Origin of the sequence: Kribbella sp. NBC_00482, assembly GCF_036013725.1 — a bacterium.
GTDB lineage: Bacteria > Actinomycetota > Actinomycetes > Propionibacteriales > Kribbellaceae > Kribbella.
On the sequence record NZ_CP107881.1, the window covers coordinates 5280910 to 5305765 of the forward strand.

28 protein-coding genes are annotated in these 24856 nt (G+C 68.2%); 11 read left to right on the plus strand and 17 right to left on the minus strand.

What is annotated here, in order from left to right; genetic code table 11:
• The first annotated feature begins 5 nt into the window (after positions 1–5).
• Entirely contained in the window at positions 6–923 is a 918-nt protein-coding gene (locus tag OHB24_RS25835; RefSeq protein ID WP_327633419.1) for a hypothetical protein, read from the plus strand.
• Here the strand turns inward: OHB24_RS25835 and OHB24_RS25840 are convergent.
• From OHB24_RS25840 to OHB24_RS25855, 4 genes are read right to left on the minus strand one after another with little or no spacing between them, the layout of a single operon-like run.
• Complete coding sequence (locus tag OHB24_RS25840) at positions 920–1561, minus strand: response regulator transcription factor (RefSeq protein WP_327633420.1); 642 nt, start codon at positions 1559–1561, stop codon at positions 920–922. The genes OHB24_RS25835 and OHB24_RS25840 overlap by 4 nt on opposite strands.
• A complete protein-coding gene (locus tag OHB24_RS25845) occupies positions 1558–2886 on the minus strand; it encodes a sensor histidine kinase (protein WP_327633421.1) in 1329 nt (442 codons plus the stop codon). The genes OHB24_RS25840 and OHB24_RS25845 overlap by 4 nt, the downstream gene beginning before the upstream one ends.
• Positions 2886–3704: an ABC transporter permease gene (locus tag OHB24_RS25850; protein ID WP_327633422.1), complete on the minus strand. Its 819-nt coding sequence runs from the start codon at positions 3702–3704 to the stop codon at positions 2886–2888. Before OHB24_RS25850 ends, OHB24_RS25845 begins: the two co-directional genes overlap by 1 nt.
• On the minus strand, positions 3704–4591 hold the full coding sequence (locus OHB24_RS25855; protein ID WP_327633423.1) for an ABC transporter ATP-binding protein: 888 nt from the start codon (positions 4589–4591) through the stop codon (positions 3704–3706). The genes OHB24_RS25850 and OHB24_RS25855 overlap by 1 nt, the downstream gene beginning before the upstream one ends.
• 236 nt (positions 4592–4827) lie before the next feature.
• On the opposite strand from OHB24_RS25855, the gene OHB24_RS25860 reads away from it, so the two are divergent.
• On the plus strand, positions 4828–5922 hold the full coding sequence (locus OHB24_RS25860; protein ID WP_327633424.1) for an S-(hydroxymethyl)mycothiol dehydrogenase: 1095 nt from the start codon (positions 4828–4830) through the stop codon (positions 5920–5922).
• Here the strand turns inward: OHB24_RS25860 and OHB24_RS25865 are convergent.
• Positions 5919–7313: an MFS transporter gene (locus tag OHB24_RS25865; RefSeq protein WP_327633425.1), complete on the minus strand. Its 1395-nt coding sequence runs from the start codon at positions 7311–7313 to the stop codon at positions 5919–5921. The two genes, OHB24_RS25860 and OHB24_RS25865, sit on opposite strands and share 4 nt — an antisense overlap.
• Positions 7314–7398: 85 nt before the next feature.
• Here OHB24_RS25865 and OHB24_RS25870 point away from each other — a divergent pair, with 85 nt between their 5' ends.
• On the plus strand, positions 7399–8400 hold the full coding sequence (locus OHB24_RS25870) for a sigma-70 family RNA polymerase sigma factor (RefSeq protein WP_327633426.1): 1002 nt from the start codon (positions 7399–7401) through the stop codon (positions 8398–8400).
• Here the strand turns inward: OHB24_RS25870 and OHB24_RS25875 are convergent.
• The 4 genes from OHB24_RS25875 to OHB24_RS25890 form a co-directional block, all read right to left on the minus strand.
• Positions 8386–8880, minus strand: coding sequence for a GNAT family N-acetyltransferase (locus tag OHB24_RS25875; RefSeq protein ID WP_327633427.1), 495 nt, complete (start codon positions 8878–8880; stop codon positions 8386–8388). The genes OHB24_RS25870 and OHB24_RS25875 overlap by 15 nt on opposite strands.
• Positions 8881–8965: 85 nt before the next feature.
• Entirely contained in the window at positions 8966–9940 is a 975-nt protein-coding gene (locus OHB24_RS25880) for an aldo/keto reductase (RefSeq protein WP_327633428.1), read from the minus strand.
• Between the two features lie 70 nt (positions 9941–10010).
• Positions 10011–10448, minus strand: a complete 438-nt coding sequence (locus OHB24_RS25885) for a MerR family transcriptional regulator (protein ID WP_327633429.1) — start codon at positions 10446–10448, stop codon at positions 10011–10013.
• Positions 10449–10504: 56 nt separating this feature from the next.
• Positions 10505–11131, minus strand: coding sequence for a TetR/AcrR family transcriptional regulator (locus tag OHB24_RS25890; RefSeq protein ID WP_327633430.1), 627 nt, complete (start codon positions 11129–11131; stop codon positions 10505–10507).
• Between the two features lie 60 nt (positions 11132–11191).
• Between OHB24_RS25890 and OHB24_RS25895 the strand changes: the two genes are divergently transcribed.
• Positions 11192–11848, plus strand: a complete 657-nt coding sequence (locus OHB24_RS25895; protein ID WP_327633431.1) for a hemerythrin domain-containing protein — start codon at positions 11192–11194, stop codon at positions 11846–11848.
• Here OHB24_RS25895 and OHB24_RS25900 read toward each other — a convergent pair.
• From OHB24_RS25900 to OHB24_RS25915, 4 genes are all read right to left on the minus strand, one after another.
• A complete protein-coding gene (locus tag OHB24_RS25900; protein WP_327633432.1) occupies positions 11845–12240 on the minus strand; it encodes a Fur family transcriptional regulator in 396 nt (131 codons plus the stop codon). The genes OHB24_RS25895 and OHB24_RS25900 overlap by 4 nt on opposite strands.
• A gap of 63 nt (positions 12241–12303) precedes the next feature.
• The gene (locus OHB24_RS25905) at positions 12304–13308 is read right to left on the minus strand and encodes a metal ABC transporter permease (RefSeq protein ID WP_327633433.1); all 1005 of its coding nucleotides are present in this window, start codon (positions 13306–13308) and stop codon (positions 12304–12306) included.
• Positions 13305–14075, minus strand: a complete 771-nt coding sequence (locus OHB24_RS25910; protein ID WP_327633434.1) for a metal ABC transporter ATP-binding protein — start codon at positions 14073–14075, stop codon at positions 13305–13307. Before OHB24_RS25910 ends, OHB24_RS25905 begins: the two co-directional genes overlap by 4 nt.
• A complete protein-coding gene (locus OHB24_RS25915; RefSeq protein WP_327633435.1) occupies positions 14072–15016 on the minus strand; it encodes a metal ABC transporter substrate-binding protein in 945 nt (314 codons plus the stop codon). The genes OHB24_RS25910 and OHB24_RS25915 overlap by 4 nt, the downstream gene beginning before the upstream one ends.
• A 51-nt stretch (positions 15017–15067) precedes the next feature.
• Here OHB24_RS25915 and OHB24_RS25920 point away from each other — a divergent pair, with 51 nt between their 5' ends.
• Both OHB24_RS25920 and eboE read left to right on the plus strand, forming a co-directional pair.
• On the plus strand, positions 15068–16369 hold the full coding sequence (locus tag OHB24_RS25920) for a YibE/F family protein (RefSeq protein WP_327633436.1): 1302 nt from the start codon (positions 15068–15070) through the stop codon (positions 16367–16369).
• A gap of 109 nt (positions 16370–16478) precedes the next feature.
• Positions 16479–17627 carry a metabolite traffic protein EboE gene (gene eboE, locus OHB24_RS25925; protein ID WP_327633437.1) on the plus strand — a complete coding sequence of 383 codons (1149 nt, stop codon included), beginning with the start codon at positions 16479–16481 and terminating at the stop codon, positions 17625–17627.
• Here the strand turns inward: eboE and OHB24_RS25930 are convergent.
• Entirely contained in the window at positions 17586–18821 is a 1236-nt protein-coding gene (locus OHB24_RS25930) for an FAD-dependent monooxygenase (protein ID WP_327633438.1), read from the minus strand. The genes eboE and OHB24_RS25930 overlap by 42 nt on opposite strands.
• A 97-nt stretch (positions 18822–18918) precedes the next feature.
• Between OHB24_RS25930 and OHB24_RS25935 the strand changes: the two genes are divergently transcribed.
• Positions 18919–19461: a TetR/AcrR family transcriptional regulator gene (locus tag OHB24_RS25935; RefSeq protein ID WP_327633439.1), complete on the plus strand. Its 543-nt coding sequence runs from the start codon at positions 18919–18921 to the stop codon at positions 19459–19461.
• Here OHB24_RS25935 and OHB24_RS25940 read toward each other — a convergent pair whose 3' ends face one another.
• Positions 19462–19884, minus strand: a complete 423-nt coding sequence (locus OHB24_RS25940; protein WP_327641104.1) for a DUF6703 family protein — start codon at positions 19882–19884, stop codon at positions 19462–19464.
• Here OHB24_RS25940 and OHB24_RS25945 point away from each other — a divergent pair.
• The 4 genes from OHB24_RS25945 (at position 19792) to dusB (ending at position 23361) form a co-directional block, all read left to right on the plus strand.
• Positions 19792–20073: an antibiotic biosynthesis monooxygenase family protein gene (locus OHB24_RS25945; protein ID WP_327633440.1), complete on the plus strand. Its 282-nt coding sequence runs from the start codon at positions 19792–19794 to the stop codon at positions 20071–20073. The two genes, OHB24_RS25940 and OHB24_RS25945, sit on opposite strands and share 93 nt — an antisense overlap.
• Before the next feature lie 104 nt (positions 20074–20177).
• Positions 20178–21563, plus strand: coding sequence for a glycine--tRNA ligase (locus OHB24_RS25950; protein ID WP_327633441.1), 1386 nt, complete (start codon positions 20178–20180; stop codon positions 21561–21563).
• A 14-nt stretch (positions 21564–21577) separates the two neighbouring features.
• A complete protein-coding gene (locus OHB24_RS25955) occupies positions 21578–22237 on the plus strand; it encodes a hypothetical protein (RefSeq protein WP_327633442.1) in 660 nt (219 codons plus the stop codon).
• Between the two features lie 2 nt (positions 22238–22239).
• The gene (dusB, locus tag OHB24_RS25960; protein WP_327633443.1) at positions 22240–23361 is read left to right on the plus strand and encodes a tRNA dihydrouridine synthase DusB; all 1122 of its coding nucleotides are present in this window, start codon (positions 22240–22242) and stop codon (positions 23359–23361) included.
• A 79-nt stretch (positions 23362–23440) separates the two neighbouring features.
• Here the strand turns inward: dusB and OHB24_RS25965 are convergent, their stop codons facing one another.
• A complete protein-coding gene (locus OHB24_RS25965) occupies positions 23441–23941 on the minus strand; it encodes an AAA family ATPase (RefSeq protein ID WP_327633444.1) in 501 nt (166 codons plus the stop codon).
• A 31-nt stretch (positions 23942–23972) separates the two neighbouring features.
• Positions 23973–24854 (minus strand): NAD-dependent epimerase/dehydratase family protein, encoded by an 882-nt coding sequence (locus OHB24_RS25970; RefSeq protein ID WP_327633445.1) that lies wholly within the window; start codon positions 24852–24854, stop codon positions 23973–23975.
• Between the last annotated feature and the right edge of the window lie 2 nt (positions 24855–24856).

Consider the following 24856-nt stretch of genomic DNA (forward strand, 5'->3'; position numbering starts at 1 on the left):
AGCTGATGGTGGATCTGGCCGAGGTCAGAGGACGGACGCATGAGGTCGCGTTGGCGCTGAACGAGGCGCGGGCGGTCCTCGGGCGCGTCGAGAACCTGCTGAACGAGGAGACTGTCGATCAGGAATTGAGGCTGCGGCTCAAGGACGTGGAGTCGTTCGGCAGGTCGGTCGGGCGGGTCTCCGAGTTGGAACAGGACGCGGGTCGCAAGCGGCGGGCTGCGTGGGAGACCGAGGAGCCGCGGGCAGTCGCGGCGTCGGACGACGCCGACGCGGCGTTGGGGTCCGCGTTCAGGAGCTCTACGGGCGAGGCCGGAACCATCTCGGCGAGGCTCAGTGAGCCGTCGAAGGACATGGCCAGGCTGCGGGACGACCTGCGCGGCAGTAGCGAGAAACTCCAGAACGCCATGAAGCACACCGACGCGCTCGACCGTCTGGAGGGGTACGACGGACCTAAGGGCCAACTGAAGAACGTCAGCGACGTGAAGTCGATCGTCGACGAGGCTGAGAAGGGTGTCTCCGAGGCCGCGGCGCGGATCGAGTCGGCGCGGACGATCGCGGCCCGGTTCGAGCAGGACCCGCCCGCGATCAAGAGCGGAGACCTCGCGGAACAGATCACGTCGACGAGACACAAGCTGGGGAGCGAACTCTCGGGCGCCCAGGACCGGGTACGCGAGGTCCGAGGTTCAGTTGGACGCGCGAAAGCCGACGTCGCGAAGGCGACCGATCAGGCGATCGGCGCGGCTGTGACAGCCAAGGATGCGGAGAAGGCTGGGGACGAGCTGGCGAAGAACGTGCAGGCCGGTACGACGCCCAGGCCCGCGTCGACCCAGCACACCCAGAGCCAGCACGCGGAGAGCAGCTCTCAGCAGGACCTGCACCGCCGGCTGGGCGGGAAGGCCCAGGACAGCGGAGTGCAGCGCTAGCGACCTGGCGAGGGAAGCAGGCCGCGTTCGATCGCCACGGTCACGGCGCGGGTGCGGTCGTCGACGTCGAGTTTGGCGAACAGGCGCTGGAGATGGGTCTTGACCGTGGCCTCGCCGATGAACAGTTCGCGCCCGATCTCGGCGTTGCTGAGGCCGCGGGCGACGGCGGCCAGGACCTCGAGCTCGCGTGGCGAGGGTTGCGCGGCGGCGGGTGCGGCCGGCGTACGAAGACGGGACATCAGCCGCGCCGCGACCGGCGGGGCGAGCACGGTCTCACCGCGGGCGGCGGCGCGGATCCCGTTCAGCAGGTCGGCGTGCGGCGTGTCCTTCAGCAGGTACCCCGCGGCGCCGGCCTCGACCGCGTGCAGGATCTCCGAGTCGGTGTCGTACGTCGTCAGCACCAGCACCCGTGTCGCCGCGTACCCGGACACGATCGCCCCGGTAGCGGCGACTCCGTCCATCCGCGGCATCCGCAGATCCATCAGTACGACGTCCGGCTTGGTCGACTCCACCAGCGCGAGCGCCTCGGCCCCGTCGCCGGCCTCGCCGACCACCTCGATGTCGTCGGTCACCGACAGCATCCCGCTCAGCCCTGAGCGCACCACCGGGTGATCGTCGACCACCAGAACCCGAATCACACATCCTCCTGTACGGCGGGAATCAGGACCTGGACCCGGGTGCCGCGACCCGGCGTACTCTCCACCTCGACGGTGCCGCCGGACTCCTCGACCCGCCCGCGCATGGCGTTCAGCCCGAACCCGCCCGACACCGACCCCGGCGTGAACCCGGACCCGTCGTCGCGGATCTCGATCCACACGCGACCGTCCGACAGCCCCAGCGTGATCAGCACCTGCGTGGCCGCCGCGTGCTTGCGTACGTTGGCCAGCGCCTCCTGAGCCGACCGAAGCAACACCACCTGCTGCGCCTGCGGCAACGCCGCGACCTCGTCGTCCGGCAGATCCAGCGAGACCTGTACGTCGACACCGGTCTCGGCCGCGAACCGCTCCGCCTGCCGACGCAGGACCTCGGTCAACGTTGCCTCCGACAACGCAACCGGGGTGAACGCGGCAACCAGCGCTCGCGCCTCGGCGAGGTTCTCCCGCGCAGTGTCCTCGATCGCCGCCAGCCGGGCTGCTGCGCCGTCAGCCCCGCCCCGGGAAAGTTCGACGGCGGCGGCCTGCGCGAGCATCACGATCGAAGTCATCCCCTGCGCGAGCGTGTCGTGGATCTCCCGCGCCATCCGCTCCCGCTCGGCCATCACGCCGGCGCTGTGATGCGCCTCGGCGAGTTCGTCTCGCGCCGACTCGAGCTGCTCGATCAGTTCGGCGCGCTGCTGACTCTGGGTGATCACCTTCTCGATCCAGATCCCGAACAGCAGGCTGACCACGAGACTGACCAGCATCCACGGCAGGATCTCCCAGAACGCGTCCCAGCCCCATCCGGCGCTCCACAACTGCGCCGTACCGACGCCGACCACCAGGAGCAGGCTGAGCCCGATCCCTTCGCGAATGTCCTCGCACAGCAGCCAGATCTGCGCCGACGCGATGAACATCAGGAACACCGACTGCGGATAGATCCCGATCAGAATCATCAGCGAGGCGATCAGCACCAGCCGATAGGCGTACGCCGGGAGCGCCCGACGGGAGCGGATCGCGTGCAGCCCGATGAACTGGTACGCCGCCCCGAGAACCACCACCGTGCCGGCGAACAGCGCCTGCCGCACGGCCCCGAGGTCGCCCAGGAACGACAGCGCCAGCGTCATCCCGAGCAGCACCCAGAACACGATGTGCCAACCGATCAGCGTCCGTGTCCACACGGGCTGTCCGGCGCCACCGCGAGAGCTCTGCACAGACCCCATCTTCCTCCACAGCAGGATCCACACACGAGGACCGGTCCACGCCGGTGACAGCTCGGTACGACGCCGCTCCGGAAGGGAGGGCGTCGTACCGGCCGTCTGGTTCATCAGCCCGCGTCCCGACGGGTCCAGCGGAACACCCGCTGGGCGAGGAACAGGCCGACGACCAACCAGACCGTGAGCACGATCGCGCCGGTGCCGAGCTGCCAGGAACCGCCCGGCTCGTTGACCTGGAACCCGTCCGGCAGGAACACCGACCGCATCCCCTGGGCGAGCCACTTGAGCGGGAAGACTGAGGCGACGTCCCGCATCCAGCCGGGCAGGCTGCTGTAGACGAAGTACACCCCGGACATGAACTGCAGCAGCAGGACGACCGGCGTGATCACCGCGGACGCGGCCTTGCCGGACTTCGGTACGACGCTGAACGCGATTCCCAGCACCGACCCGGACGCCGCGCCGAGGACGAAGATCCAGGCGAAGTGCAGCCACTTCGACGGCTCGCTCGGGATGTCCACCCCGAGCACCAGCCCGGCGATCACCAGCAGCAGCGCGAACTGTGCGATCGAGGTGACCAGGACCTGGCCGATCTTGCCGATGAAGTAGGCCTGCGGGGGCATCGGCGTACCGCGGAGCCGCTTGAGCAGGCCCTCGTCGCGCTCGAGCGCGATGCTGATCGCGAGCGACTGGAAGCTGCTCAGGAAGATGCCGGAGGCGATCATCCCGGGGGTGAAGTAGGTCGCGGCGTTGACGCCGTTGAAGTCGGTGCTGCCGAAGACGGCGGAGAAGATGCCGAGGAAGATGATCGGGAAGAAGAAGGTGAAGATCAGCGCCTCCTTCTCCCGGAAGAACTCGCGGACCTCGAGCTTGGTCCGGGCCAGGCCGACCGACAGCGTCGACGGCAGTGGCTTGGTGGTCGTGTCGGCCATCAGAGGGCTCCAGCTTCGATCGAGACAGCGGCGTCGGCGGCGTTGGCCTTGCCGATCAGGTCCAGGTAGATGTCTTCGAGGCTCGGGCGGCGGACCTCGAGCTCGGGTACTTCGCCGTCGAAGCGCTGCATCAGCGCCGCGACCTCGGCGGTCGGCCGGTCGGTGCGCAGCTCGTGCGGGCCGTCGGCGTCGCTCCAGGAGACCCGTGCCGTCCGGGCGCCGCGCCCGCCGAGCGTCTCCGGCGTACCGATCTCGATCATCCGGCCGTCGGCGATCACCCCGACCCGGTCGGCGAGGTGCTCGGCCTCGTCCAGGTAGTGGGTGGTGAGCAGGATCGTCGTACCGCTGGTCCGCAGGTTCTCGATCAGGGTCCAGAACTGCCGGCGCGCCTCGGGGTCGAAACCGGTCGTGGGCTCGTCCAGGAACAGCAGCTCCGGGTTGCCGATCACGCCGAGGGCCACGTCGAGCCGGCGGCGCTGACCGCCGGACAGCTTGCGCGGACGGGTCTTGCGCTTCTCCTCGAGCCCGACGGAGGCGATCACCTCGTCCGGGTCGCGCGGGTTCGGGTAGTAGCCCGCGTAGTGGTTGACCAGCTCGAGGACTGTCGACTCGGCCTCGTCGCGCGAGGTCTGCAGCACGATCCCCATCCGGCTGCGCCACCGGCGGTCACCGTGCGCCGGGTCCGTGCCCAGGACGCTGACCTCTCCCTCGTCGGCCCGGCGATACCCCTCCAGGATCTCCGTGGTCGTCGTCTTACCGGCCCCGTTCGGGCCGAGCAGGGCGAACACCTCGCCCCGGTGGATGTCCAGATCGACACCGTCGACCGCGACCTTGTCCGGGTACCGCTTGACCAGGCCGCGCACCCTCACTGCGTTGTCGTTCTCCATGCCTCAACTCTCGCGGCCGACCACCGTCCCCCGGGAGCACCGCCCGACGGACTCACTGTCCCCCAACCGGTGGACAGAGGTGTACGTAAGAACAGGAGGTGGTCGGGTCAACCGGGTCGTGGCGGCGGGGTTCAGGCGGGCGGAGTCGTATACGTAGACGACTACGTCCTGTTCTTACGTACGCACACACGCCGGGGAGGCTTACGCGGGCAGGCCATGGCGGTTAGGTTCGGGGAATGGCTCAGACGGTGCGTGGTGTGGTGGCGGCGGGCAAGGGTGCTCCGGTCTCGATCGAGGAGATCACGATCCCGGACCCCGGTCCCGGGGAAGCGGTCGTGAAGGTGCAGGCGTGCGGCGTCTGCCACACGGATCTGCACTACCGCGAGGGCGGGATCAACGACGAGTTCCCGTTCCTGTTGGGGCATGAGGCCGCGGGGATCGTGGAGTCGGTCGGCGACGGCGTGACCGACGTACAGCCGGGTGACTTCGTCGTACTGAATTGGCGGGCCGTCTGCGGCAACTGCCGCGCCTGCCTGCGCGGCCGGCCCTGGTACTGCTTCAACACGCACAACGCCAAGCAGAAGATGACGCTCGCGGACGGCACCGAGTTGAGCCCTGCTCTGGGCATCGGAGCGTTCGCGGAGAAGACCCTGGTCGCGGCCGGGCAGTGCACGAAGGTGGACCCGGCTGCCAAGCCTGAGGTCGCGGGCCTGCTCGGCTGCGGCGTGATGGCCGGTCTCGGCGCAGCGCTCAACACGGGCAACGTCGGTCGCGGAGACACGGTCGCCGTGATCGGCTCGGGTGGCGTCGGTACGGCGGCTGTGGTCGGCGCCCGCCTCGCTGGCGCGTCGAAGGTGATCGCGATCGACCTCGACGAGCGCAAGCTCGGTACCGCGCAGGAGCTCGGCGCGACGCACACGATCAACTCGAAGGGGCTCGACCACGACGGGGTGGTCGCGGCGGTGCAGGAACTGACCGGCGGGTTCGGCGCCGATGTGGTGATCGACGCGGTCGGTCGTCCGGAGACCTGGAAGCAGGCGTTCTATGCGCGCGACCTGGCCGGCACCGTCGTGCTGGTCGGCGTACCGACGCCGGACATGCGCCTCGACATGCCCCTCCTGGACTTCTTCGGCCGCGGCGGCTCCCTGAAGTCGAGTTGGTACGGCGATTGCCTCCCCACCCGCGACTTCCCGCTGCTGATCGACCTCCACCTCCAGGGCCGCCTGCCCCTGGACCGTTTCGTGTCCGAGACGATCACGCTGGACGAGGTCGAGGACGCCTTCGCGAAGATGCACCACGGCGACGTACTGCGCTCGGTGGTCGTCTTCTAGCCGCGGACGGCGTGGGCCAGGAACCCGCCCGCGACGATACCGATCGCGGTGACCAGGGCGAGGGCCGAGATCGTCGTGGTGAGCGACTGCGCGTCGGGGTGTAGCGACAGGTAGAGGGTTCCGAAGATTGTGACTCCGCCGACCTGGCTCAGCTGGATCGTGGTGGTCAGGATGCCGCTCGCGTCGGCTGCCCGGGTCAAGGGGACGTGTACCAGGGACTGGGTGACGAGTGGGCTCGCAGACAGGCCCATCCCTGCGCCGGCCAGAACGAGCGCCGGCCACAGGAGCGGACCGGAAGCAGCCACGGACAGGCCGATGCCTGCATAGCCGAGCGTGCAGAGAGCCAGACCCGTGGGGACGACCAGGTGATGCAGCCGGGTCGGGAGAGAGCGCCAGAAGTAGCCGACCAGGCCGAACGTCGTGGCGAACGGGAGCCAGGTGAGGCCGGCATGCAACGCCGATTCACCGAGACCGGTCTGCAGGTGCAGGGTGAAGCTGAACATGAACCCGCCGACGGCGACCAGCGCGCAGGTGAGCGTCGTGATGCCTGCCACCAGGCCGCCGGATCGCAGGACATCGAGGTTGAGCAGCGGATCGCCACCGCGGCCGGCGAGGCGGCGCTCGGCCCGGACGAAGACCACTGCGAGGACCAGACCGGAAGCGACGCAGATGAACGCCCACAGCGGCCAGCCGAGCTCGTGCCCGATCACCATCGGCAGGACGATCAGCAGTACGGCGCAGGTTGCCATCGCCAGCCCGGCCAGGTCGAGACGACGCGCAGCTGTCGGCCGATCCGCCGGCATCAACCGGGGCACCAGGACCGCGAGGCAGACGCCGACCGGGACGTTGATCAGGAAGACGGGCCTCCACCCGGTGCCGAGGATGTTCGCGCCGACGAGGAGGCCACCGAGAACCAGACCGGCTACCTGACCGGCGGACAGCGTCGCGCCGTACGCCGACAAAGCCTTCGCGCGGGCGGGACCGGTGAAGTTGGTCTGGATGACGCTGATGATCTGTGGCACCATCACCGCCGCGGCGATGCCCTGCACGAAGCGGAAGAGCACCAGTGGCAGGATCGCCGGTGCCAGGCCGCACGCCAGCGATGCGAGCGTGAACAGAACCACACCGGTCAGGTACATGCGGCGGCGCCCGTACAGGTCGCCCAGCCGCGCGCCGGTGATCAGTGTCATCGCGTACGCCACCATGTAGCCGCCGACGACCAGTTGCAGCCAGGCGCCGGAGGCGTGGAGGTCGGCGCCGATGGTCGGCATCGCGACGTTCACGATGGACGTGTCCAGCAAGGCCATGAACTGGCCGAGCAGCAAAACGAAGAGCATCAGTCCGCGGCGGGTGTCCACACCCGCCGGGTGGTCGGTCATCACGGTGGCCATCAGGTCTTCTCCCTTGTCGAGTCAGGACGTGGGTATGTACCGGGCGCACCTCGCGGATTCATCGGCGTTGCGGCGATGAGTTTCGGTGAGTGGCGCGGTACGTACTTCCACAGACCTCGACCAGTGGGAGGCTCGCACCGTGGACCGTGACGACTTCGACCAGCAGGTGGCGCCTTACCGGCGTGAACTGCTGGCGCACTGCTACCGGATGCTCGGCTCGGTGCACGACGCGGAAGACCTCGTGCAGGAGACCTTCCTGCGGGCGTGGCGCGCGATCGACACGTACGACGCCGAGCGGGCCTCGCTGCGGACCTGGCTCTACCGGATCTCGACCAACGCCTGCCTGACCGCGCTGAAGGGACGAGGACGGCGTGCTCTCCCGTCAGGGCTGGTCGCAGCGGCGACGGGTGCCCAGGCACCCATCGAGTTGGCTCTCGACGTGCCTTGGTTGCAGCCGTTCCCGACCAGTGACGACCCGGCCGCGGCCGTGGCGGCCAAGGGAAGTCTGCGGCTGGCGCTGGTCGCCGCGATGCAGTACCTGCCCGCTCGGCAGCGCGCGGTTCTGGTACTGCGGGATGTCCTGGACTGGTCCGCGGCAGATGTCGCGGAAGCGTTGGAGACCACCCCGGCGTCGGTGAACAGTGCGCTCCAACGCGCCCGCGCCCGCCTGGCCGAGGTGGATGTCACAGAGGACGACATCGACGAGCCGACCGACCAGGAGATCAAGCGGATCGTCGACGACTATGTCCGCGCTTTCGAGGCGGCCGACGTCCAAGGGCTGAGCCGATTGCTGGCCGAGCGGGTCGTGCTCGAGATGCCGCCGGCGCCGCTGTGGCTCGTGGGCCGCGACGTGTACGGCGCGTTCATCGAGCGCGTCTACGCGATGCGCGGTCCGGCCTGGCGGATGGTGCCGACAACGGCGAACGGCCAGCCCGCCGTCGGCGCGTACGTCCGCACCGACGACGGGCGATACCACCGCCATTCCCTTCAGGTCTTCAGCGTCACCAAGGCCGGGATCACGCACAACATCACGTTCTTCGACCAGGACCTCTTCGAGTACTTCGGTCTGCCTCTACACCTGGAATGAGATCCACAGGTCGGGCGTCGCGTCCGGCTTGCCGGCGATCGGGCGGGCCTCCTGGGTCCACACGTCGCCGGAGATCTCGGTCGCGACCCGCTGCCAGAACCTGACCGCCTTCTCGTTGTTGCCCTGGAACGCGACCTCGCACGGACCGGGGTGATGCGACAGCACTTCCTGGACCGCGCGCAGCCCGTGTCCGCCGCGCCGTACCGGACGCACCATGAAGAACGCGTTCAGCACGTGCACCGGCTGCTGCAGTGCTCGCATGAAGCAGAAGCCGACCGGGTTCTCGCCCAGCGAGATCACGTATCCGGCCCACTCCGGGTCGCCGGTGAGAACCTTCTCCAGCCACTCGGTGCGGAAGCTGCCGTCGGGGCGCGGAAGCTGGCCCTGAAACTCGGACATGTCGTGGCGGAACATCAGCCACAGCCGCTCCATCAAGGGTCGGTCGGCAGGCTGGGCACGGCGCACCACGAGATCAGACATGGGTCTCCTCAGAAACTTGTTTGAGAACGCAGAAAAGCCTCCCGCCGGAAGAGTCCGGTACGGAAGGCTTACTGCGGTCAGTTTATCAGCCCTGAGCGGCGGTCTGCCCGGCGACCCAGCTCATGTCGGGGTACCGGTTGCCGGCCGGCGTCAGCTTCGAGAGTGCCTCGACGTCCGCGGCCGACAGCGCGACGTCGAGCGCCCCGAAGTTCTCCTCCAGGTACTTGCGTCGCTTCGTCCCCGGGATCGGTGCGACGTCGTTGCCCTGCGCAAGCACCCAGGCGAGCGCGATCTGTCCGGGCGTCGCGTCGTACCGTGCGGCCACCGCGCGGATCTCCTCGACCAGCGCGAGGTTCACCTCCAGGTTGTCGCCGGAGAAGCGGGGGAGGGTACGGCGGAAGTCGTCGGCCGCGAGGTCCGTTGGCAGGGCGCCGGTGAGCATGCCGCGCCCGAGCGGCGAGTACGGCACGATCCCGATGCCGAGCTCGCGGCAGGCCGGCAGCACCGACGCCTCGATGTCCCGGCTGAACAGCGACCACTCGCTCTGCACCGCGGTGATCGGATGTACGGCGTGTGCCCGCCGGATCGTCTCCGCCGACGCCTCGGACAGCCCGAGGTACCGCACCTTTCCGGCTTCCACCAGCGATGCCATCGCCCCGACCGTCTCCTCGACCGGTACGCCGGGATCCATCCGGTGCTGGTAGTAGAGGTCGACGTGGTCGACGCCGAGCCGCTGGAGGGACGCGTCGATCGCGGACCGGACGTACTCCGGCGACCCGTTCACACCCCGCGCCGCCGAGTTCCGACCATCGCCGGTGATGCCGAACTTCGTCGCGAGGAACACCTCGTCGCGGCGATCGGCGATGGTCGCGCCGACGAGCTCCTCGTTGGCGCCGAACCCGTACATGTCGGCGGTGTCGAGGAACGTGATGCCGAGGTCGAGCGCCCGGTGCAGCGTCGCGGTCGACTCGTGGTCGTCGGCCGCGCCGTACGCGAAGCTCATCCCCATGCAGCCGAGTCCGAGCCGGCTGACCTCGGCGCCTTGGCTACCCAGTTTCATGATTTCTCCCATCAGAAGGCATAGCTCTGCCGGCCGAACGCACGTAACGGTCGGCTGAGCTGAGTGGTCGTTACGGGGCGGCGGTGCCGCCGTAGACGGTGATCTTGTAGTCGGTCACCGCGAGGGCGAGCTGCAGATCGCGCAGCTGCCGCTGGATCCGTTCACGGTGCTCCTGCATCAGGGCGAGCCGCTGGGGTGCGGTGTGGTCGCCCTCGAGCACCAGTGCCAGGTAGTGGCTGATCGTGCCGATCGGCATCCCGGAGGCACGCAGCCTGCTGATGAATACGATCCGCGCCATCGCCCGCTCGTCGTAGCTGCGGTACCCGGCGGAGTCCCGGCGTACGTCGAGCAGACCGATGCGCTCGTAGTACCGCAGGGTGTGCGCGGTGAGGCCGGTGAGCTCGGACGCCTCGGCGATCGACAGCTGCTCGGGCAGATCCTCCGGCAGCTCGAGCAGGCACAACAGATCCCGATCGATCGGCGGGACGAGCAGCTCGGTCGCGTTCATGTCTACGACCGTATGCCTTAGAGCGCGCTCAAAGGCAAAGGTGACCTCGGTCACAGTTAGTCGAGGAGCTCCCGGGCGAGCGCATCGGTCAGCCAGTCGGCGTACTTCGTGTCGCTCCAGCCGTAGCGGCGCAGCTCGAGGAACGGGCCGGAAGTGGACAGCATCAGCATCAGGTCGGTGGCGTCGGCTGCGTCGAGACCCGGACGCAGCCCCCAGCGCCCGGCGATCTGATCCACCACCTGGCCCAGACCGTCGCGCCGCAGCTCTTCGCTGCGCTCGACCACGGCCACCGCATCGGGCTCGTGGGACGCCGACTCGGCGACCTCTTTGATCACCGCGACCCGCGTCAGGATCGCGGTGTTGCCGCGAACGAAGGCGGCCAGCGCGGCCCGGCCGGACTGTGCAGCGGACATCTCGGCGAAGAAGGCCTGCTGTAGAGGCGGTAGCCGGTCCGGCCCGAGGACGGCGTGGTCGAAGCAGGCTTGCAGCAGTTCGGCCTTGGTGTGAAAGACGAAGTACACGGTCTGTACGGCGACGCCGGCCCGGGCGGCGATGTCGGTCATCCGCGTGCCGACGTACCCGGCCTCGGCGAACACCTCGATCGCGGCGTTGATCATCCGTACCCGGGTCGCCGCCGCCTGTTCGCGGCGGGTGCGCTTCGGCGTCTTGACAGGCTTCCCCACCGGTCCCACGCTAGCAGTAGTTGTTCACTAGTGGTGGCCACTAGTGAAAGGGGGAGGGACATGGCAACATCGGTCGACGCCGTGAAGGCATCTGATCCGTGGGAGATGGCTCTGATCCACCGAGTGATCCGCCGGGGGTTCGAGCAGGCCAGGGCGCACGTGCTGGCTGCGGGGGCGGAGTCACGGGCCGCGGTGGTGGCGACGTACGTCGACTTCCAGCTCGACGGTCTGCACGCGCACCACTCGACCGAGGACGAGGTGCTCTGGCCCCGCCTGCTCGAGCGTGCCGAACTGTCGGCCGCCCTGATTCATCGGATGGAGCAGCAGCACGTCGCTGTCCACGACGCCGTGGAGTCGGCCCGTGATGCGCTGGCTGCCTGGCGGACGCGGCCGACCGGTGTCGGTGCGGAGAGGCTCGGAGAGGCGCTCGAGACCGTGTCGGCGCGGCTCGCCGAGCACCTGGCGGAGGAAGAGCGTGACGTCGTACCGCTGATCGCGACGCACATCGCGCAGGCCGAGTGGGATCGCCTCGGGAAGACCGCGTTCAGCAAGTTCAAGCCGGACCAGAGGTTCACGGCGATGGGGGAACTGCTCGCGACCGCCAGTCCCGAGGAAGCCGCGCGGATGCTGGCCGGCCTGCCCGCCCCGGTCCGGGTCATCTGGCGGCTGGTCGGGCAGCGCCGCTACCAGCGGTTCGTGAAGTCGGTCGAGGGTTAGCCGGACTTCTGGCAGTCCTGGCAGGTGCCGAAGATCTCCAGGGTGTGGCTGATGTCGGCGAACCCGTGCTCGGCCGCGACCTTGTCGGCCCAGCGCTCCACGGCCGGTCCCTCGACCTCGACGGTGCGGCCGCAGTTGCGGCAGACCAGGTGGTGGTGGTGACCCTTCGAGCAGCGCCGGTACGCCGTTTCGCCGTCGGCGGTGCGCAGTACGTCGACCTCGCGGGAGTCCGCGAGTGCCTGCAGGGTGCGGTAGACAGTGGTCAGACCGACGGCCTCGCCGGCGGACCTGAGCTCCTGGTGGATCTCCTGGGCGGTCCGGAAGTCGTCGATATTGTCCAGCGCGAGCGCGACCGCCGCGCGCTGACGGGTCGAGCGTGTTCCGATAGCCACCGTTCCTCCTGTCATCTCTCTACCGCCGTCCAGTCTCTCAGAAGTCAGCAACTCAGTGCTGCATCAGTGCTCGTCCCAATGGTCCCCGTGCGCCGCGTGCAGGTGACCGTCGTGCACATAGTCGACATGGTCTCCGTGCTCGACCTTCTTGTGGCCGCAGGCCTGGTCGTGTGCGTGCGGGTGCCCGGCGCTCACCACATGTGGCTCCGGCGCCGGTACGCCGATCTCCGGCTCCTCGTCTGCCAGTGGACGCAGCCGACCAGCCCGTCGCCGCAAGAGCGTCCCGACCGTCGCCGCGACCACGAACCCGGCCAGTGCCAGCACCACGATGGTTGCACCCGGCGCCACATTCGCGTTGTACGACGTGACGATGCCGGCCAGACACGCCAGCACACCGATGACACACGCCGTGATGAACGTACTGCGGAACGACCGAGTCACCTGCTGCGCGGTCGCCACCGGGACGACCATGAGCGCACTGACCAGCAGTAGCCCCACCGTGCGCATCGCGACCGTCACAGTGACCGCAGCCATCACCGCGATCACCAGGTTGAGCAGCTGGACCCGGAGTCCCGTCGTACGGGCGAACTCCTCGTCCTGGCACACCGCGAACAGCTGTGGGCCCAGGCCGATCGCTACGACCAGTACGGCGACGGCCAGGCCGACTACGACGTACAGGTCGCTTTGGGAGACCGTGGTGAGTGAACCGAACAGGTAGGTGTTCAGCGTGGCTGCACCCTGACCTGCGAGTCCGATGAGCAGCACACCGCCTGCGATACCGCCGTAGAACATTAGGGCGAGCGCCACGTCGCCAGTGGCCTTGCCGCGGGCGCGGACGAGCTCAATGGCTGTCGCACCGGCGATCGAGACGATGATGGCGGTCAGCACGGGTGCGCTGCCGGTGAGCAGACCGAGCGCCACACCGGTGATCGCGATGTGGCCGATGCCGTCACCCATCAGCGAGAGCCGCCGCTGCACCAGATACGTCCCGATAGCAGGCGCCGACAGCCCCGTGAGCAGCCCGGCGATCAGGGCCCGCTGCATGAACTCGAGCTGGAACATGGTCATGAGGTGAGCCACCCCGGGTCTTCGTCGGTGTGGGAGTGGTGCACGTGGGCGTGGGTCTGGGTGGCGTGCGGCGGGCCGTCGTACACGACGCGGCCGCGGCGCATCACGACCGAGCGGTCGATCAAGGCGTCCATCGGGCCGAGGTCGTGGCTCACCATCACCACGGTCGTGCCGCGGGCGACCCGCTCCCGGACCGCGTCCGCGAAGATCTGCTGGCTGGCCAGGTCCACACCCGCCGTCGGCTCGTCGAGGATCAGCAGCTCAGGATCGGACACCAGGGCCCGCGCGATCAGCACCCGCTGCTGCTGCCCGCCGGACAGCTCGGCGACCGCGTCCTTACGCCGGTCGGCCATGTCGACGACCTCCAGCGCCTCCTCGATCGCCTGCTTGCCGGCGGCACCGAGCGGCGCGAACATCCGCCGCTTCGAGAGCAGACCGGACGACACGACCTCGTACACAGTCGCCGGTACGCCGCCTGCCGCGGTGATGCGCTGCGGTACGTACCCGACCCGCCGCCAGTCGCGGAACCGGGGGACCGGCGTCCCGAACAACCGGACCTCGCCACGGGCCGCCGGGAGCAGTCCGACGACGGTCTTGATCAGCGTGGACTTGCCGGAGCCGTTGGTGCCGAGCACGGCGACCACCTCGCCCTGGCGGATCCGCAGGTCGATGCCCCGAAGCACCAGACGGCCGCCCAGATCGACGGACAGATCGTCGACCTGGACGGCCCTGGCAGTGTTGTTCTCTGGGTCGTTCTCGGATGTCACGAGCAGCCGTTCGCCTTCCGCAGCTCTTGCAGGTTCGTCTGCATCAAGGACAGGTACGTTTCCTGGGAGTTCGCGTCCGACAGGCCCTCGATCGGGCTCAGCACGGCGGTCTGGACGCCGACGTCCTTCGCGATCGTCTCGGCCACCTTCGGACTGACCAGCTCCTCGTAGAAGATGGTCGTCACGTGCTGGGCCTTCACGATGTCCTGGACCTCCTTGATCCGGGCCGGGGCCGGCTCCGCGTCCGGCGTGAACCCGGCGATCCCGACCATCGTCAGACCGTACCGCTTCGCGAGGTAGGCGAACGCCTCGTGGCTGGTCACGAACGTCTTCAGCTTGCAGTTCGCCAGACCCGTCTTGTACGCCGTGTCGAGCGTGCCGATGTGGTCGAGCAGCGCCTTCGCCCGCTCGTGGTACCCGGCGGCGTTCGCGCTGTCGACGCTCACGAGCTTGTCCTCGACCGCCTTGACGACCGCGGCGTACCGCACCGGGTCGAGCCAGAAGTGCGGGTCGAGGGCCTTGTCCTTGTGGGCCGCCGGGGCAGCGCCGTCCTCGTGCTCCTCGAAGTCGGCGCCGGTGTCTTCCAGTTGCGCGGCTGGGGCGATGTCGAAGCCGGCGTCCTTGGCGTTCTGGTCGACCGCCTCGTCGACGGCGGGCTGCAGGTCCTTCTCGAAGACGACGAGCTTGGCGCTCGCGATTTCACCCACCTGCTTGGGGGTCAGCTCCAGGTCGTGGGGCTCGACGCCGGGGGCTGTCAGGGTGCTGACATTGACCGCGTCGCCCCCCACTGTGCGGGCGATGTACTCGAGCGGGTAAAACGAAGCGACGACGTCGAGCTTTCCGTCACCGGTGCCGTTGGCGGACGAGCCGCCGCATCCGGCCAGGGTGACGGCGGCCAGGGCGGTGGCGCCGGCGAGGACAGCTCGAAGACCAGATTTCATGACAATCATTTTCATTTAACTGGAACTGATTGTCAAAACAGGGAGTTCACGATGGCCAGCCGCAACGTCGGGCGACGACGTGCCGACCCCAAAGGCAACCGCCGCCGGGCACTCGACATTCCGCAGGGCCATGGTCACGGGCACGGGCACGGCCATGGACATGGCCATGGTCACGGCGATCACGTGGTCGACACCTCGGTGGTGAACTCCGACGCGGTCGTCGCCCGCCGCGTCCGGATCGTGGTCGCCGCGATCCTCATCCCGCTGCTCCTGGCCGCCGTGGTCGGGATGATCGTGATGTGGCCGGACGGTGACGTGAAGGTCGCGTCGTACCAGACCGCCACCGCCCGCGGCGAGGTGACGGCGATCAAGGCCTGCCCGAATGTGAAGGACCAGTGCGACGAGGCGACGGTCAAGCTGAGCAACGGCGCCGACAAGGGCCAGGTGATACCGGTTCAGGTGCCCAAGGCCGGTCAGACGTCGATCCCGGTCAAGGTCGGCCAGTCGATCATGCTCGGGATCCAGGATGCGCCGAAGGTCGCCGACCGGTACTCGTACGTCGATCACGACCGGACGAAGCCGTTGCTGCTGCTGGCCGCGCTGTTCGCGGTCGCGGTGGTCGCTCTGTCGCGCTGGCGGGGTTTCGCTGCCCTGATCGCGCTCGCGGTGACCGCGGTGATGCTGACGCAGTTCATCCTCCCGGCGATCCTCAGGGGAGAGAACGCGCTGCTGGTGGCGGTGGTCGGCGGCACGGTCATCATGGCGATCGCGTTGTTCCTCACGCACGGGATCAATGCGGAGAGTTCGATCGCGTTGTCCGGGACGGTGGTCGCGCTGGGGCTGACGGTGCTGCTGGGCTGGTTCTTCACCAAGTTCTGCCAGCTGAGCGGACTGGCGTCCGAGGGTGCGTCCGGAGCCAAGGCGCTGGTGCCCAACATCGACCTGACCGGGTTGCTGGTCGCTGGGATGGTGATCGGCGCGCTGGGCGTGCTGGACGATGTCACGGTCACCCAGGCGGCGGCTGTCTGGGAGTTGTCCGCCGCGAACCCGTCCGCCAACCGCCGTGAGCTGGTCACCGCTGGGCTCCGGATCGGGCGCACGCACGTCGCATCGGTGGTCAACACGCTCGTCCTCGCGTACGCCGGCGCCGCGCTGCCGGTGCTGCTGGTCTTCGCCATCCAGGACCTCCCCGGCCGGGCCGTCCTGTCCACCGAGTCGGTCGCGATGGAGGTGGTCCGCGGTCTGGTCGGCAGCCTGGGGATCATTGCGGCCGTCCCGCTCACCACCGCACTCGCCGCCATGGCCGTCGCCGACCGCTCCCGCAACCTGGTCGCCGAACCAGAACACCTCTAACCGAAAATCAGCCCTTCCGTCCGGGCGTTCAGGCTTCTACAGTGCTAATTGGGTCACGGAGAGTCCGCCCACGACTACCTTCGGCGACCTAACGGGGTGAGGAGCGCTGATGAGGTTCTGTCATCGGGACGGTTCGACCGTTCATCTGGGGTACTGCGCGACGGTGCATCCGGCCGCGGAGCTCGACGAGCTGATCGCCGGCCTCGACACCTGTGCGGGTGCGGTCCGCTCGGCGCTCGGCGTACCCGTCCTCGGGGTCGGCCTGTGGTTCCCGCACCGGCTCGCCGATCGCCTGGCGAACTCGCCGGCCGCGCTCAGCAAGCTCCGCCGGGCGCTGCAGCGCAACCGGCTCGAAGTCGTCACGCTGAACGGCACGCCGCACGCGCAGTTCACCGACAAGGTCGTCGGCACGAAGCTGTACTGCCCCGACTGGACCGACCCCGAGCGTCTCCGGTACACCTTCGACCTGATCGAGGTGCTGGCCGAATTGCTCCCCACGGACGTCGCGTACGGGTCGATCTCGACCGTGCCGCTCGGCTGGCGGGTGCCGTGGTCGAGGCAGCGGAACCGCGCCGCGCGAGAAGCGATCGACCGCGTCGAACAGCACCTGGCCCGGACCGAGGCCAGGACCGGCCGGACGATCCGGATCGCCGTCGAGACCGAGCCGGGCTGCGTCCTCGAGATGATCGGCCAGGCCACCGCGTGGCTGGACCGCTACTCCAGTCCGTACGGCGGTAGGTCGCGTATTGGACTGGGACTCGACACGTGTCATCTCGCGGTGCAGTTCGAGGACCCGGCCGAGTCGTTCGAGCTGCTGTGGCGAGCGGGCGTTGATGTGGTCAAGGCGCAGCTCTCCCTGGCGCCGACGCTCGTGGATCCAGGGGACGCTTCCGGTCGGTACGTGCTCGGTCAGCTCGGCACACCGAAGTACCTGCGACAGGTACGTGAGTGGGGCGGCCCTGGGGTGGACGACGTGGCACAGGCCTACGAGCTGTCCGGCCACGCCGCCTGGCGGATGCACGCTCACCTGGCTGCGCACGCTGCACCACCAGATCCGTTGAGCGCGACAACCGGCGTACTGGATGAGTGTCTGACCAGACTGGTCGGTGGAGGGCATCCGCTCACGCACCACCTGGAGTCAGAGGTGTACGTGTGGCCGCGTGCGACCAGAACCCAGCAGGCGTTGGCTAAACGGATCGCCAAGGAGCTGACGTGGCTACGTGACCGGCTGACCGCTTTGGGGCTGGACGAGGTCTGAGTAGTCAGGCAGCGGGACAGAGCTGAGGGCTTTGCCTACTGCGTTCTGCGACCAGATGAAGCGCTGGACCGCTGTCGGCAGCATTGGCAACGCGGCTGCTGCACCAGGTATCAGCCGCAGCGCAAGCGGGCTGGCCGGGATGATCGTGCGCATCACCTTCGGCGCGAACCGCCGGCTCAGCTCCACCACCGGCCGGATGATCCGCTCGTAGTTGCGCAGTCCGGACGGCAGATCGCTGCGTGCAGCAGCCAGCTCACCGGCGAGGATGTACGCCGCCACGACAGCGAGGCTCGTACCGCCACCGACGGCGGGGCCGGGGCAGTAGCCCGCGTCTCCGACCAGTCCGATCCGGCCGCGGTGCCAGGTGTCCAGCGTGATCTGCGCGATCGAGTCGAAGTAGAAGTCCTCTGCCTGTTCTAGGTGCTCCAGTAGCTGCGGCACCTTCCAGCCGTAGTCCCGGAACTCCTTGGCCAGCAGGGCTTTCTGCTCGTCCTTGTCGTGGTAGTCGTACTGCAGCTCAGGTGCGCGGAACAGGAAACCCGCGCGGACCTGACCGGTCTGGTGTACGCCGTAGATGCCGACCAGCTTGTCGACGGAGAAGTGGGACAGCGTGTGGCTGCCGAGGCCGAAGACATCCGGCATCGAGAACACCGCGAGGTACCCGCCGAGTGGCCGGTGCAGTGGCTCCTCGGGACCGAAGGCGAGCCGGCGCACGTTCGAGTGCAGGCCATCTGCGCCGATCACGAGGTCGAAGCGGCGTTCCGTGCCCGAGTCGAAAACCACGTCGACTCCGGTGCCGTCGTCGTGCAGGCTCGCGATCGAGTCGCCGAACATGTACTCCGCGGTCTCGAGCGTCGCGCCGTACAGGATCCTGGTCAGCTCGCCGCGAAGGATCTCCACGTGCTGACTCGAGATCCCGGCGTACATCCGGCTGAGGTCGACCTCGACCGGGCGCTTGCCGAACCGCTCGATGGTCATCGCGTCGAGCTGGGTGCGGGCCGCCTCGATCGCGTCCCAGCAGCCCATCCGCCGGGTCACGTCGGCGGCCGAGCTGAACAGGTCGACGGCGTGCCCGCCGAGTCCGTGCCGCCCGGCCGGCGTGCGCTCGACGAGCGTCGGCTCGAAGCCGTACCGGTGCAACCAGTGGGCGAGGACCGGGCCGGCCACGCTCGCACCCGAGATCAGGACCTTCATGGCACCTCCCTGACGTTTGTTTACTTATCGGAAGGTAAGTAAACGAGGGCGGGCTTGTCAATGGCTTACTTACCGGAAGGTCAGCTAATCTCCGGGTATGCCGAGACAACGGACCGGCGACACCCGGGCGCGGATCCAGCAGGCCGCGCTCGAGCTGTTCGCCGAGCGCGGGATGCAGCAGACCAGCCTGCGCGACATCGCCGACCGCCTCGGCGTCACCAAGCCGGCGCTGTACTACCACTTCGCGTCCCGCGAGGACCTGCTGAACAGCCTGGTCGAGCCGATGATCGCCGACTTCGAGGCGTACGCCGCGGCGCAACAGGCAGCCGCCCCGGTCGCAGCGCGCGAACTGCTCGGTTCGTACTTCGACCTCGCCTATAAGCACCGCGCGCTGATCCAGCTCGCGATCCGCGACCTCTCGGTGCTGCACGAACTGAAGCTGGCCGACCGCTTCATCGAGTGGCGCGGCACGCTCGCGACCCTCTTGATCGGCACCAGCCCGTCGCTGTCCGACGTGGTCCGCTGCATGGTCGCGCTCGGCGGACTGTCCGACTGCGCGGTGATGATCGATCACCAGCCCGTCGCCGAGCTACGTGAGGCCGCGGTCGAAGCGGCGTACGACAGTTTGGGACGGCCCTGATCAGCCGGTGGCGAGCCGCGACACCCCGAACAGCAGGATGACGAGGATCGAGAAGATCCGCAGGAACCGCGGCCCGGTGGTCACCGCCGGCCACGACAGGAACGCCAGCCAGCCCAGCAGCATCGCCAGCAGGACCAGGGCCGGCAGCCCCACCGGCACCGGAGCGAACACTCCGACCAACGCCAGGAAGAGGGTGATCGCCGGCAGGGTCAGCTTCGGCGCGGCGTGCAGCTTCGCGACGTACGGGTAACTCACCTTGGTGATCCGCTGCCGCAACGGGCTGCTGGGGGTACTCATGCGCCCATTGTTCCAGGTCCTATGGTTGAGCCCGTGTTCGTCGTGATCAGGTTTCGGGTGGGGGAGAGTTCGCAGGCCGGGTTCGCGGAGCGGATGCGGGAGGCGGTCGAGGTGCTGGGGCGGCAGAAGGGGTTCGTTTCGGCCCGGGTGGGGCGGAACGTGGACGACCCGGAGTTGCTGGCGCTGACGCTGGAGTTCGAGAACATCGGCAGTTACCGGCGCGCGCTGTCGCCGTACGAGGTGAAACTGGCCGCGGTGCCGTTGTTGTCGCAGGCTCTCGACGAGCCGACGGCGTACGAGGATTTCCTGAGCTGACATCCAGGCGGCACGGATTCGATCCGCGACGCCCGGGACCGATAGCCTGGTCTCTTCCGTAGATTCGCCAGTATTCATTTCTGTGCCCGTTCTGGAGTCGAAAAGTGCCCGTGGAAACCGTCGATGCCGTCGTCAGCCTCAGCAAGCGGAGGGGCTTCGTGTACCCGTGCGGCGAGATCTACGGCGGTACCAAGTCGGCCTGGGACTACGGACCGCTCGGGGTCGAGCTGAAGAACAACGTCCGCACCCAGTGGTGGCGGACGATGGTGACCGGCCGCGACGACATCGTCGGCCTGGACTCCTCGGTGATCCTGCCGACCAAGGTCTGGGAGGCCTCCGGCCACCTGTCCGAGTTCGTCGACCCGCTGACCGAGTGCCAGTCCTGCCACAAGCGGTTCCGCGACGACCACCTCCGCGAGGACTTCGCCCGCCGGAAGAACAAGGACGCCGACGAGGTCAAGCTCGCCGAGATCGCCTGCCCGAACTGCGGTAACAAGGGCACCTTCACCGAGCCGCGGATGTTCAACGGCCTGCTGAAGACCTACCTCGGCCCGGTCGAGTCCGAGGAGGGTCTGCACTACCTCCGCCCGGAGACCGCGCAGGGCATCTTCATCAACTTCGCGAACGTGATGGGCACCGCGCGGAAGAAGCCGCCGTTCGGGATCGCCCAGGTCGGCAAGAGCTTCCGCAACGAAATCACCCCGGGCAACTTCATCTTCCGGACCCGCGAGTTCGAGCAGATGGAGATGGAGTTCTTCGTCGAGCCGGGCTCCGACGAGGACTGGCACGAGTACTGGCTGAAGGCGCGCTGGGACTGGTACACCGGCCTCGGGCTGAACCCGGACAACATGCGGTTCTACGAGCACCCGAAGGAGAAGCTGAGCCACTACTCGAAGCGCACCGTCGACATCGAGTACCGGTTCAACTTCGGCGGCAAGGAGTTCGACGAGCTCGAGGGCATCGCGAACCGTACCGACTTCGACCTGTCCACGCACTCCAAGCACTCCGGCGCCGACCTGTCGTACTTCGACCAGGAGAAGGGCGAGCGCTGGACGCCGTACGTCATCGAGCCCGCGGCCGGCCTGACCCGCAACGTGCTCGCGTTCCTGCTCGACGCGTACACCGAGGACGAGGCGCCGAACGCCAAGGGCGGTGTCGACAAGCGGACGGTACTGCGGTTCGACCCGCGGCTCGCCCCGGTCAAGGCGGCCGTGCTCCCGCTGTCCCGCAACGCCGACCTGTCGCCGAAGGCCCGCGACCTGGCCGGCGAGCTGCGGAAGAACTGGAACGTCGACTTCGACGACGCCGGTGCGATCGGCCGCCGGTACCGCCGCCAGGACGAGATCGGTACGCCGTACTGCATCACCGTCGACTTCGACACCCTCGAGGACCACGCGGTGACGATCCGCGAACGGGACTCGATGAAGCAGGAGCGGGTCGCCCTCACCGAGGTCACCGGCTACCTCGCCCAGCACCTGGTGGGTTGCTGACGATGAGGGCTCGGTTGGCTGTCTTGGGACTTCCGGTGCTGTCTGTGCTCGCGGTGCTCGTGCTGTCCTCCTGCTCGGACAGCAAGCCCGAGGCCGGTACGTCGCCCTCGACGCCTGCCTCGAGTACGCCGCCGCCTTCGAGCGCCCCGATCCCGACCGCGTCGACGCCGACCCTGACCGCACTGCCGACCCCGTCGAAGCCCTGGCCGACGCCGAAGGTCACCGGTGAGCCGGAGAACGACGCGCCGCTCGCCGACCGGATCACGTTCGCGATCGTCAAGCAGGCGCAGATCGCGGCCGGTAAGACGGCCACCACGACCGTGAAGTGCCCGGGCATCGACAAGGTCGAGACCGCCGGCAAGCACGAGCTGACCTGCACGGTGACGTACGCCGGGAAGCCGTACACCGGCACCCTGACGGTCGACGCGAAGCAGTACACGGCGTCGTACAAGTTCACCTCGGAGTCGGTCGCGATCGTGCGGGCGAAGGTTGTCGACGCCGTTCTGCGGACCGTGACGGACGCCGCGAAGGTGACCTGCACGATGGATGATGTTGCCGTGGTCAAGCATTCCGATGCTGGTATCGCGTGTGACGTGACAACGACGGCGAACGCCGTACAGCCTTACAAAGCACAGGTTTCCGGTAACGGACAGGTGCTGGTGGCGAAGGCCTGAGCATGCTTCAGTTGGGCAATCTCACGATCGAGACGCCGGTGGTGCTGGCGCCGATGGCCGGTATCACCAATGCGGCGTACCGGCGGCTGTGCGCCGAGCAGGGCGCCGGGCTGTACGTCTGCGAGATGATCACGTCGCGCGGCATCGTCGAGGGCGATCAGAAGTCGCTCGACATGCTGACGTTCGACGCCCGGGAGACGGTTCGGTCGGTGCAGTTGTACGGCGTCGACCCGACGTACATCGGCCGCGCTGTGCAGATCCTTTGTGATGCTTATGGCGTTGCGCATATCGACCTGAACTTCGGGTGCCCGGTGCCGAAGGTGACGCGCAAGGGCGGTGGCGCCGCGCTGCCGTGGAAGCGGAATCTGCTCGGCGCGATCCTGCGCTCCGCGGTGCAGGCCGCGACGCCGTACGGCGTACCGGTGACGATGAAGACCCGGATCGGGATCGACGCCGATCATCAGACGTATCTCGACGCCGGGCGGATCGCTTCGGACTCCGGCGCTGCGGCGATCGGGTTGCACGGGCGGACGGCGTCGCAGGCGTACTCCGGTCAGGCGGATTGGACCACGATCGCTGCGCTGGTCGAGCACGTATCTATCCCGGTGCTGGGGAACGGCGACATCTGGGAAGCCGGCGACGCTTTGCGGATGGTCGCCGAGACTGGGTGCGCCGGTGTGATCGTCGGACGCGGGTGCCTGGGGCGGCCGTGGTTGTTCCGCGATCTCGCGGTCGCGTTCGCCGGGGGCGAGGCGTTGAACCTTCCGACGCTCGGTGAGGTCGCCGATGTGATGCGGCGGCACGGTGAGTTGCTCGCGGAGCTGATGGGGGAGCAGCGCGGACTGCGCGACTTCCGCAAGCACGTCCCGTGGTACCTGAAGGGTTTCCCGGCCGGCGGCGAACTCCGCGCCGCCCTGGGCATGGTCGACTCACTCGCGCGCCTGGACGAGCTCCTCGCCGAACTCGACCGCACCGTCCCCTTCCCGGTAGCCGAACTAGGCGCCCCCCGAGGCCGCCAAGGCAGCCCCCGCGACCACGTAGTCCTCCCGCAAGGCTGGCTAGACGACACAGACGGCCTAACCGCCGACCTAGCCGACGCCGAAATCGGAGTCTCCGGCGGCTGACGCCGACCGCTGGCGGGTTATGTGATCACTGGCGGGTTGTAGCGCGCCACCGATGAAACAACCCGCCATCGGGCCGGGCTCAGAGCGCCAAGTGCTGCAGGTCTTCTACGGACGTCACTCGTACGGCGTCCTCGTCGGCCGCTGGTGGTTCGAAGTCGGTGAGGTGCTGATCGAGGACCGCGTCGGAGACATCCCGCCGGCGCGGATCGAGCCGATTCGCGGCCCGGCGACGGCGAATCGTCGCGTGGTCGACATCGACGTACATCAAGGTGAAGCGGACACCGGCAGCCGCGGCCAGCGAACGCCAGCCGTCGCGCAGGAACCGCGGCGAGCTGGTGTCGTCGACAACAACGGACGCACCCGAGGCGAGTAGTCCGCGAACCTCGCCGGACGCCAGTTCGTGCGTCCGCATCCACTCTTCGACCGGGATCCCGTCACCGCCCCACAACCCGCGGCGCTCGTTGATCTCGTCCAGACTCACGATGCTCGCCGACAGGCTCGGCGCCAGGGTTCGCGCCACCGTGCTCTTCCCGGAGAACGCCGTCCCACACAACAGAACGAGTCTGGAGGCCGTCGGCATGTCCGCATCCAACCACACCGACGGATCCGCGTCAGCGGGCGTTGGTAGCGCGCCACGTGATGTAGTCGGCGACGGCTTCGGGGAAAGCGAAGGTGGGGGTGAAGCCGGTCTCATTGGTCAGGCGGGTGACGTCGAGGTGCGGGCTGGTCTGGCCACCGGGCTCGACAGTCAGTTGGCCGGCTGCTTCGCCGTACACGAAGGGCTTGCCGCTGGAGACGTTGTAGGTGGTGTGGTTGAGGGTGTCCGCGCCGACGAGGGAGGCGATCGCGCGGCCCATGTCAGGCGCATAGCACCAGTCGCCACCGGCGTCGGCCGGCAGGGGAGCGGGAGCTTCGCCGCGGAGTACGGCGCTGACGTACGGCGGGATCGGGCTGAAGATGGACTCCGGGTCCATCAGCGGACCCCAGGTCGAGCCGATCCGGAGCACGATCGGCTGGACGCCGGTTCCGGCCAGGCTGTGCGTCGTCACTGGTTCGACGGCCTTCTTGAAGGCGACGATCAAGTGCGGAAGGTCGGCGGTCGGCAGCGGAAGGTCTTCGTGCCACGGTGATTCGTCCTGCCCGATGTACACCCCGATGCTGCTCGCGACCGCGAACCGCCGTACCTTCCACGCCCGCGCCGCATCCAGCGCATTGAGCAGTCCAGCGGTGTCGTGGCGGAAGTACGCGACCGGATCGTCGGCCGGGATCGAGCCCGCCAGGTGGACGATGTCGCTGACGTCGTACCGCTCCCCGAGGGCGAGGAACGCGTCCCGGTCGGTGACGTCGAGCTGTTCAACGGCGACCTTCCCGTCGAGGAACGACGGGGGATCGGTACGCCGGTGCGAGGTGACGACGACCTCCTGCCCCAGATCGAGGAGGGCGCGGGCGGTGTGGGCGCCGATCATTCCGAGTCCGCCGGTGACGAGAATCATGG

What these genes read in the sequence shown, in the direction of transcription:
- OHB24_RS25835 (WP_327633419.1), top strand. Translation starts at nt 6, where the DNA reads ATGGTGGATCTGGCCGAGGTCAGAGGACGGACGCATGAGGTCGCGTTG.
- OHB24_RS25845 (WP_327633421.1), bottom strand. Translation starts at nt 2,886, where the DNA reads ATGAACCAGACGGCCGGTACGACGCCCTCCCTTCCGGAGCGGCGTCGT.
- OHB24_RS25850 (WP_327633422.1), bottom strand. Translation starts at nt 3,704, where the DNA reads ATGGCCGACACGACCACCAAGCCACTGCCGTCGACGCTGTCGGTCGGC.
- OHB24_RS25855 (WP_327633423.1), bottom strand. Translation starts at nt 4,591, where the DNA reads ATGGAGAACGACAACGCAGTGAGGGTGCGCGGCCTGGTCAAGCGGTAC.
- OHB24_RS25860 (WP_327633424.1), top strand. Translation starts at nt 4,828, where the DNA reads ATGGCTCAGACGGTGCGTGGTGTGGTGGCGGCGGGCAAGGGTGCTCCG.
- OHB24_RS25865 (WP_327633425.1), bottom strand. Translation starts at nt 7,313, where the DNA reads ATGGCCACCGTGATGACCGACCACCCGGCGGGTGTGGACACCCGCCGC.
- OHB24_RS25875 (WP_327633427.1), bottom strand. Translation starts at nt 8,880, where the DNA reads ATGTCTGATCTCGTGGTGCGCCGTGCCCAGCCTGCCGACCGACCCTTG.
- OHB24_RS25880 (WP_327633428.1), bottom strand. Translation starts at nt 9,940, where the DNA reads ATGAAACTGGGTAGCCAAGGCGCCGAGGTCAGCCGGCTCGGACTCGGC.
- OHB24_RS25885 (WP_327633429.1), bottom strand. Translation starts at nt 10,448, where the DNA reads ATGAACGCGACCGAGCTGCTCGTCCCGCCGATCGATCGGGATCTGTTG.
- OHB24_RS25895 (WP_327633431.1), top strand. Translation starts at nt 11,192, where the DNA reads ATGGCAACATCGGTCGACGCCGTGAAGGCATCTGATCCGTGGGAGATG.
- OHB24_RS25905 (WP_327633433.1), bottom strand. Translation starts at nt 13,308, where the DNA reads ATGACCATGTTCCAGCTCGAGTTCATGCAGCGGGCCCTGATCGCCGGG.
- OHB24_RS25915 (WP_327633435.1), bottom strand. Translation starts at nt 15,016, where the DNA reads ATGAAATCTGGTCTTCGAGCTGTCCTCGCCGGCGCCACCGCCCTGGCC.
- OHB24_RS25920 (WP_327633436.1), top strand. Translation starts at nt 15,068, where the DNA reads ATGGCCAGCCGCAACGTCGGGCGACGACGTGCCGACCCCAAAGGCAAC.
- eboE (WP_327633437.1), top strand. Translation starts at nt 16,479, where the DNA reads ATGAGGTTCTGTCATCGGGACGGTTCGACCGTTCATCTGGGGTACTGC.
- OHB24_RS25930 (WP_327633438.1), bottom strand. Translation starts at nt 18,821, where the DNA reads ATGAAGGTCCTGATCTCGGGTGCGAGCGTGGCCGGCCCGGTCCTCGCC.
- OHB24_RS25935 (WP_327633439.1), top strand. Translation starts at nt 18,919, where the DNA reads ATGCCGAGACAACGGACCGGCGACACCCGGGCGCGGATCCAGCAGGCC.
- dusB (WP_327633443.1), top strand. Translation starts at nt 22,240, where the DNA reads ATGCTTCAGTTGGGCAATCTCACGATCGAGACGCCGGTGGTGCTGGCG.
- OHB24_RS25965 (WP_327633444.1), bottom strand. Translation starts at nt 23,941, where the DNA reads ATGCCGACGGCCTCCAGACTCGTTCTGTTGTGTGGGACGGCGTTCTCC.
- OHB24_RS25970 (WP_327633445.1), bottom strand. Translation starts at nt 24,854, where the DNA reads ATGATTCTCGTCACCGGCGGACTCGGAATGATCGGCGCCCACACCGCC.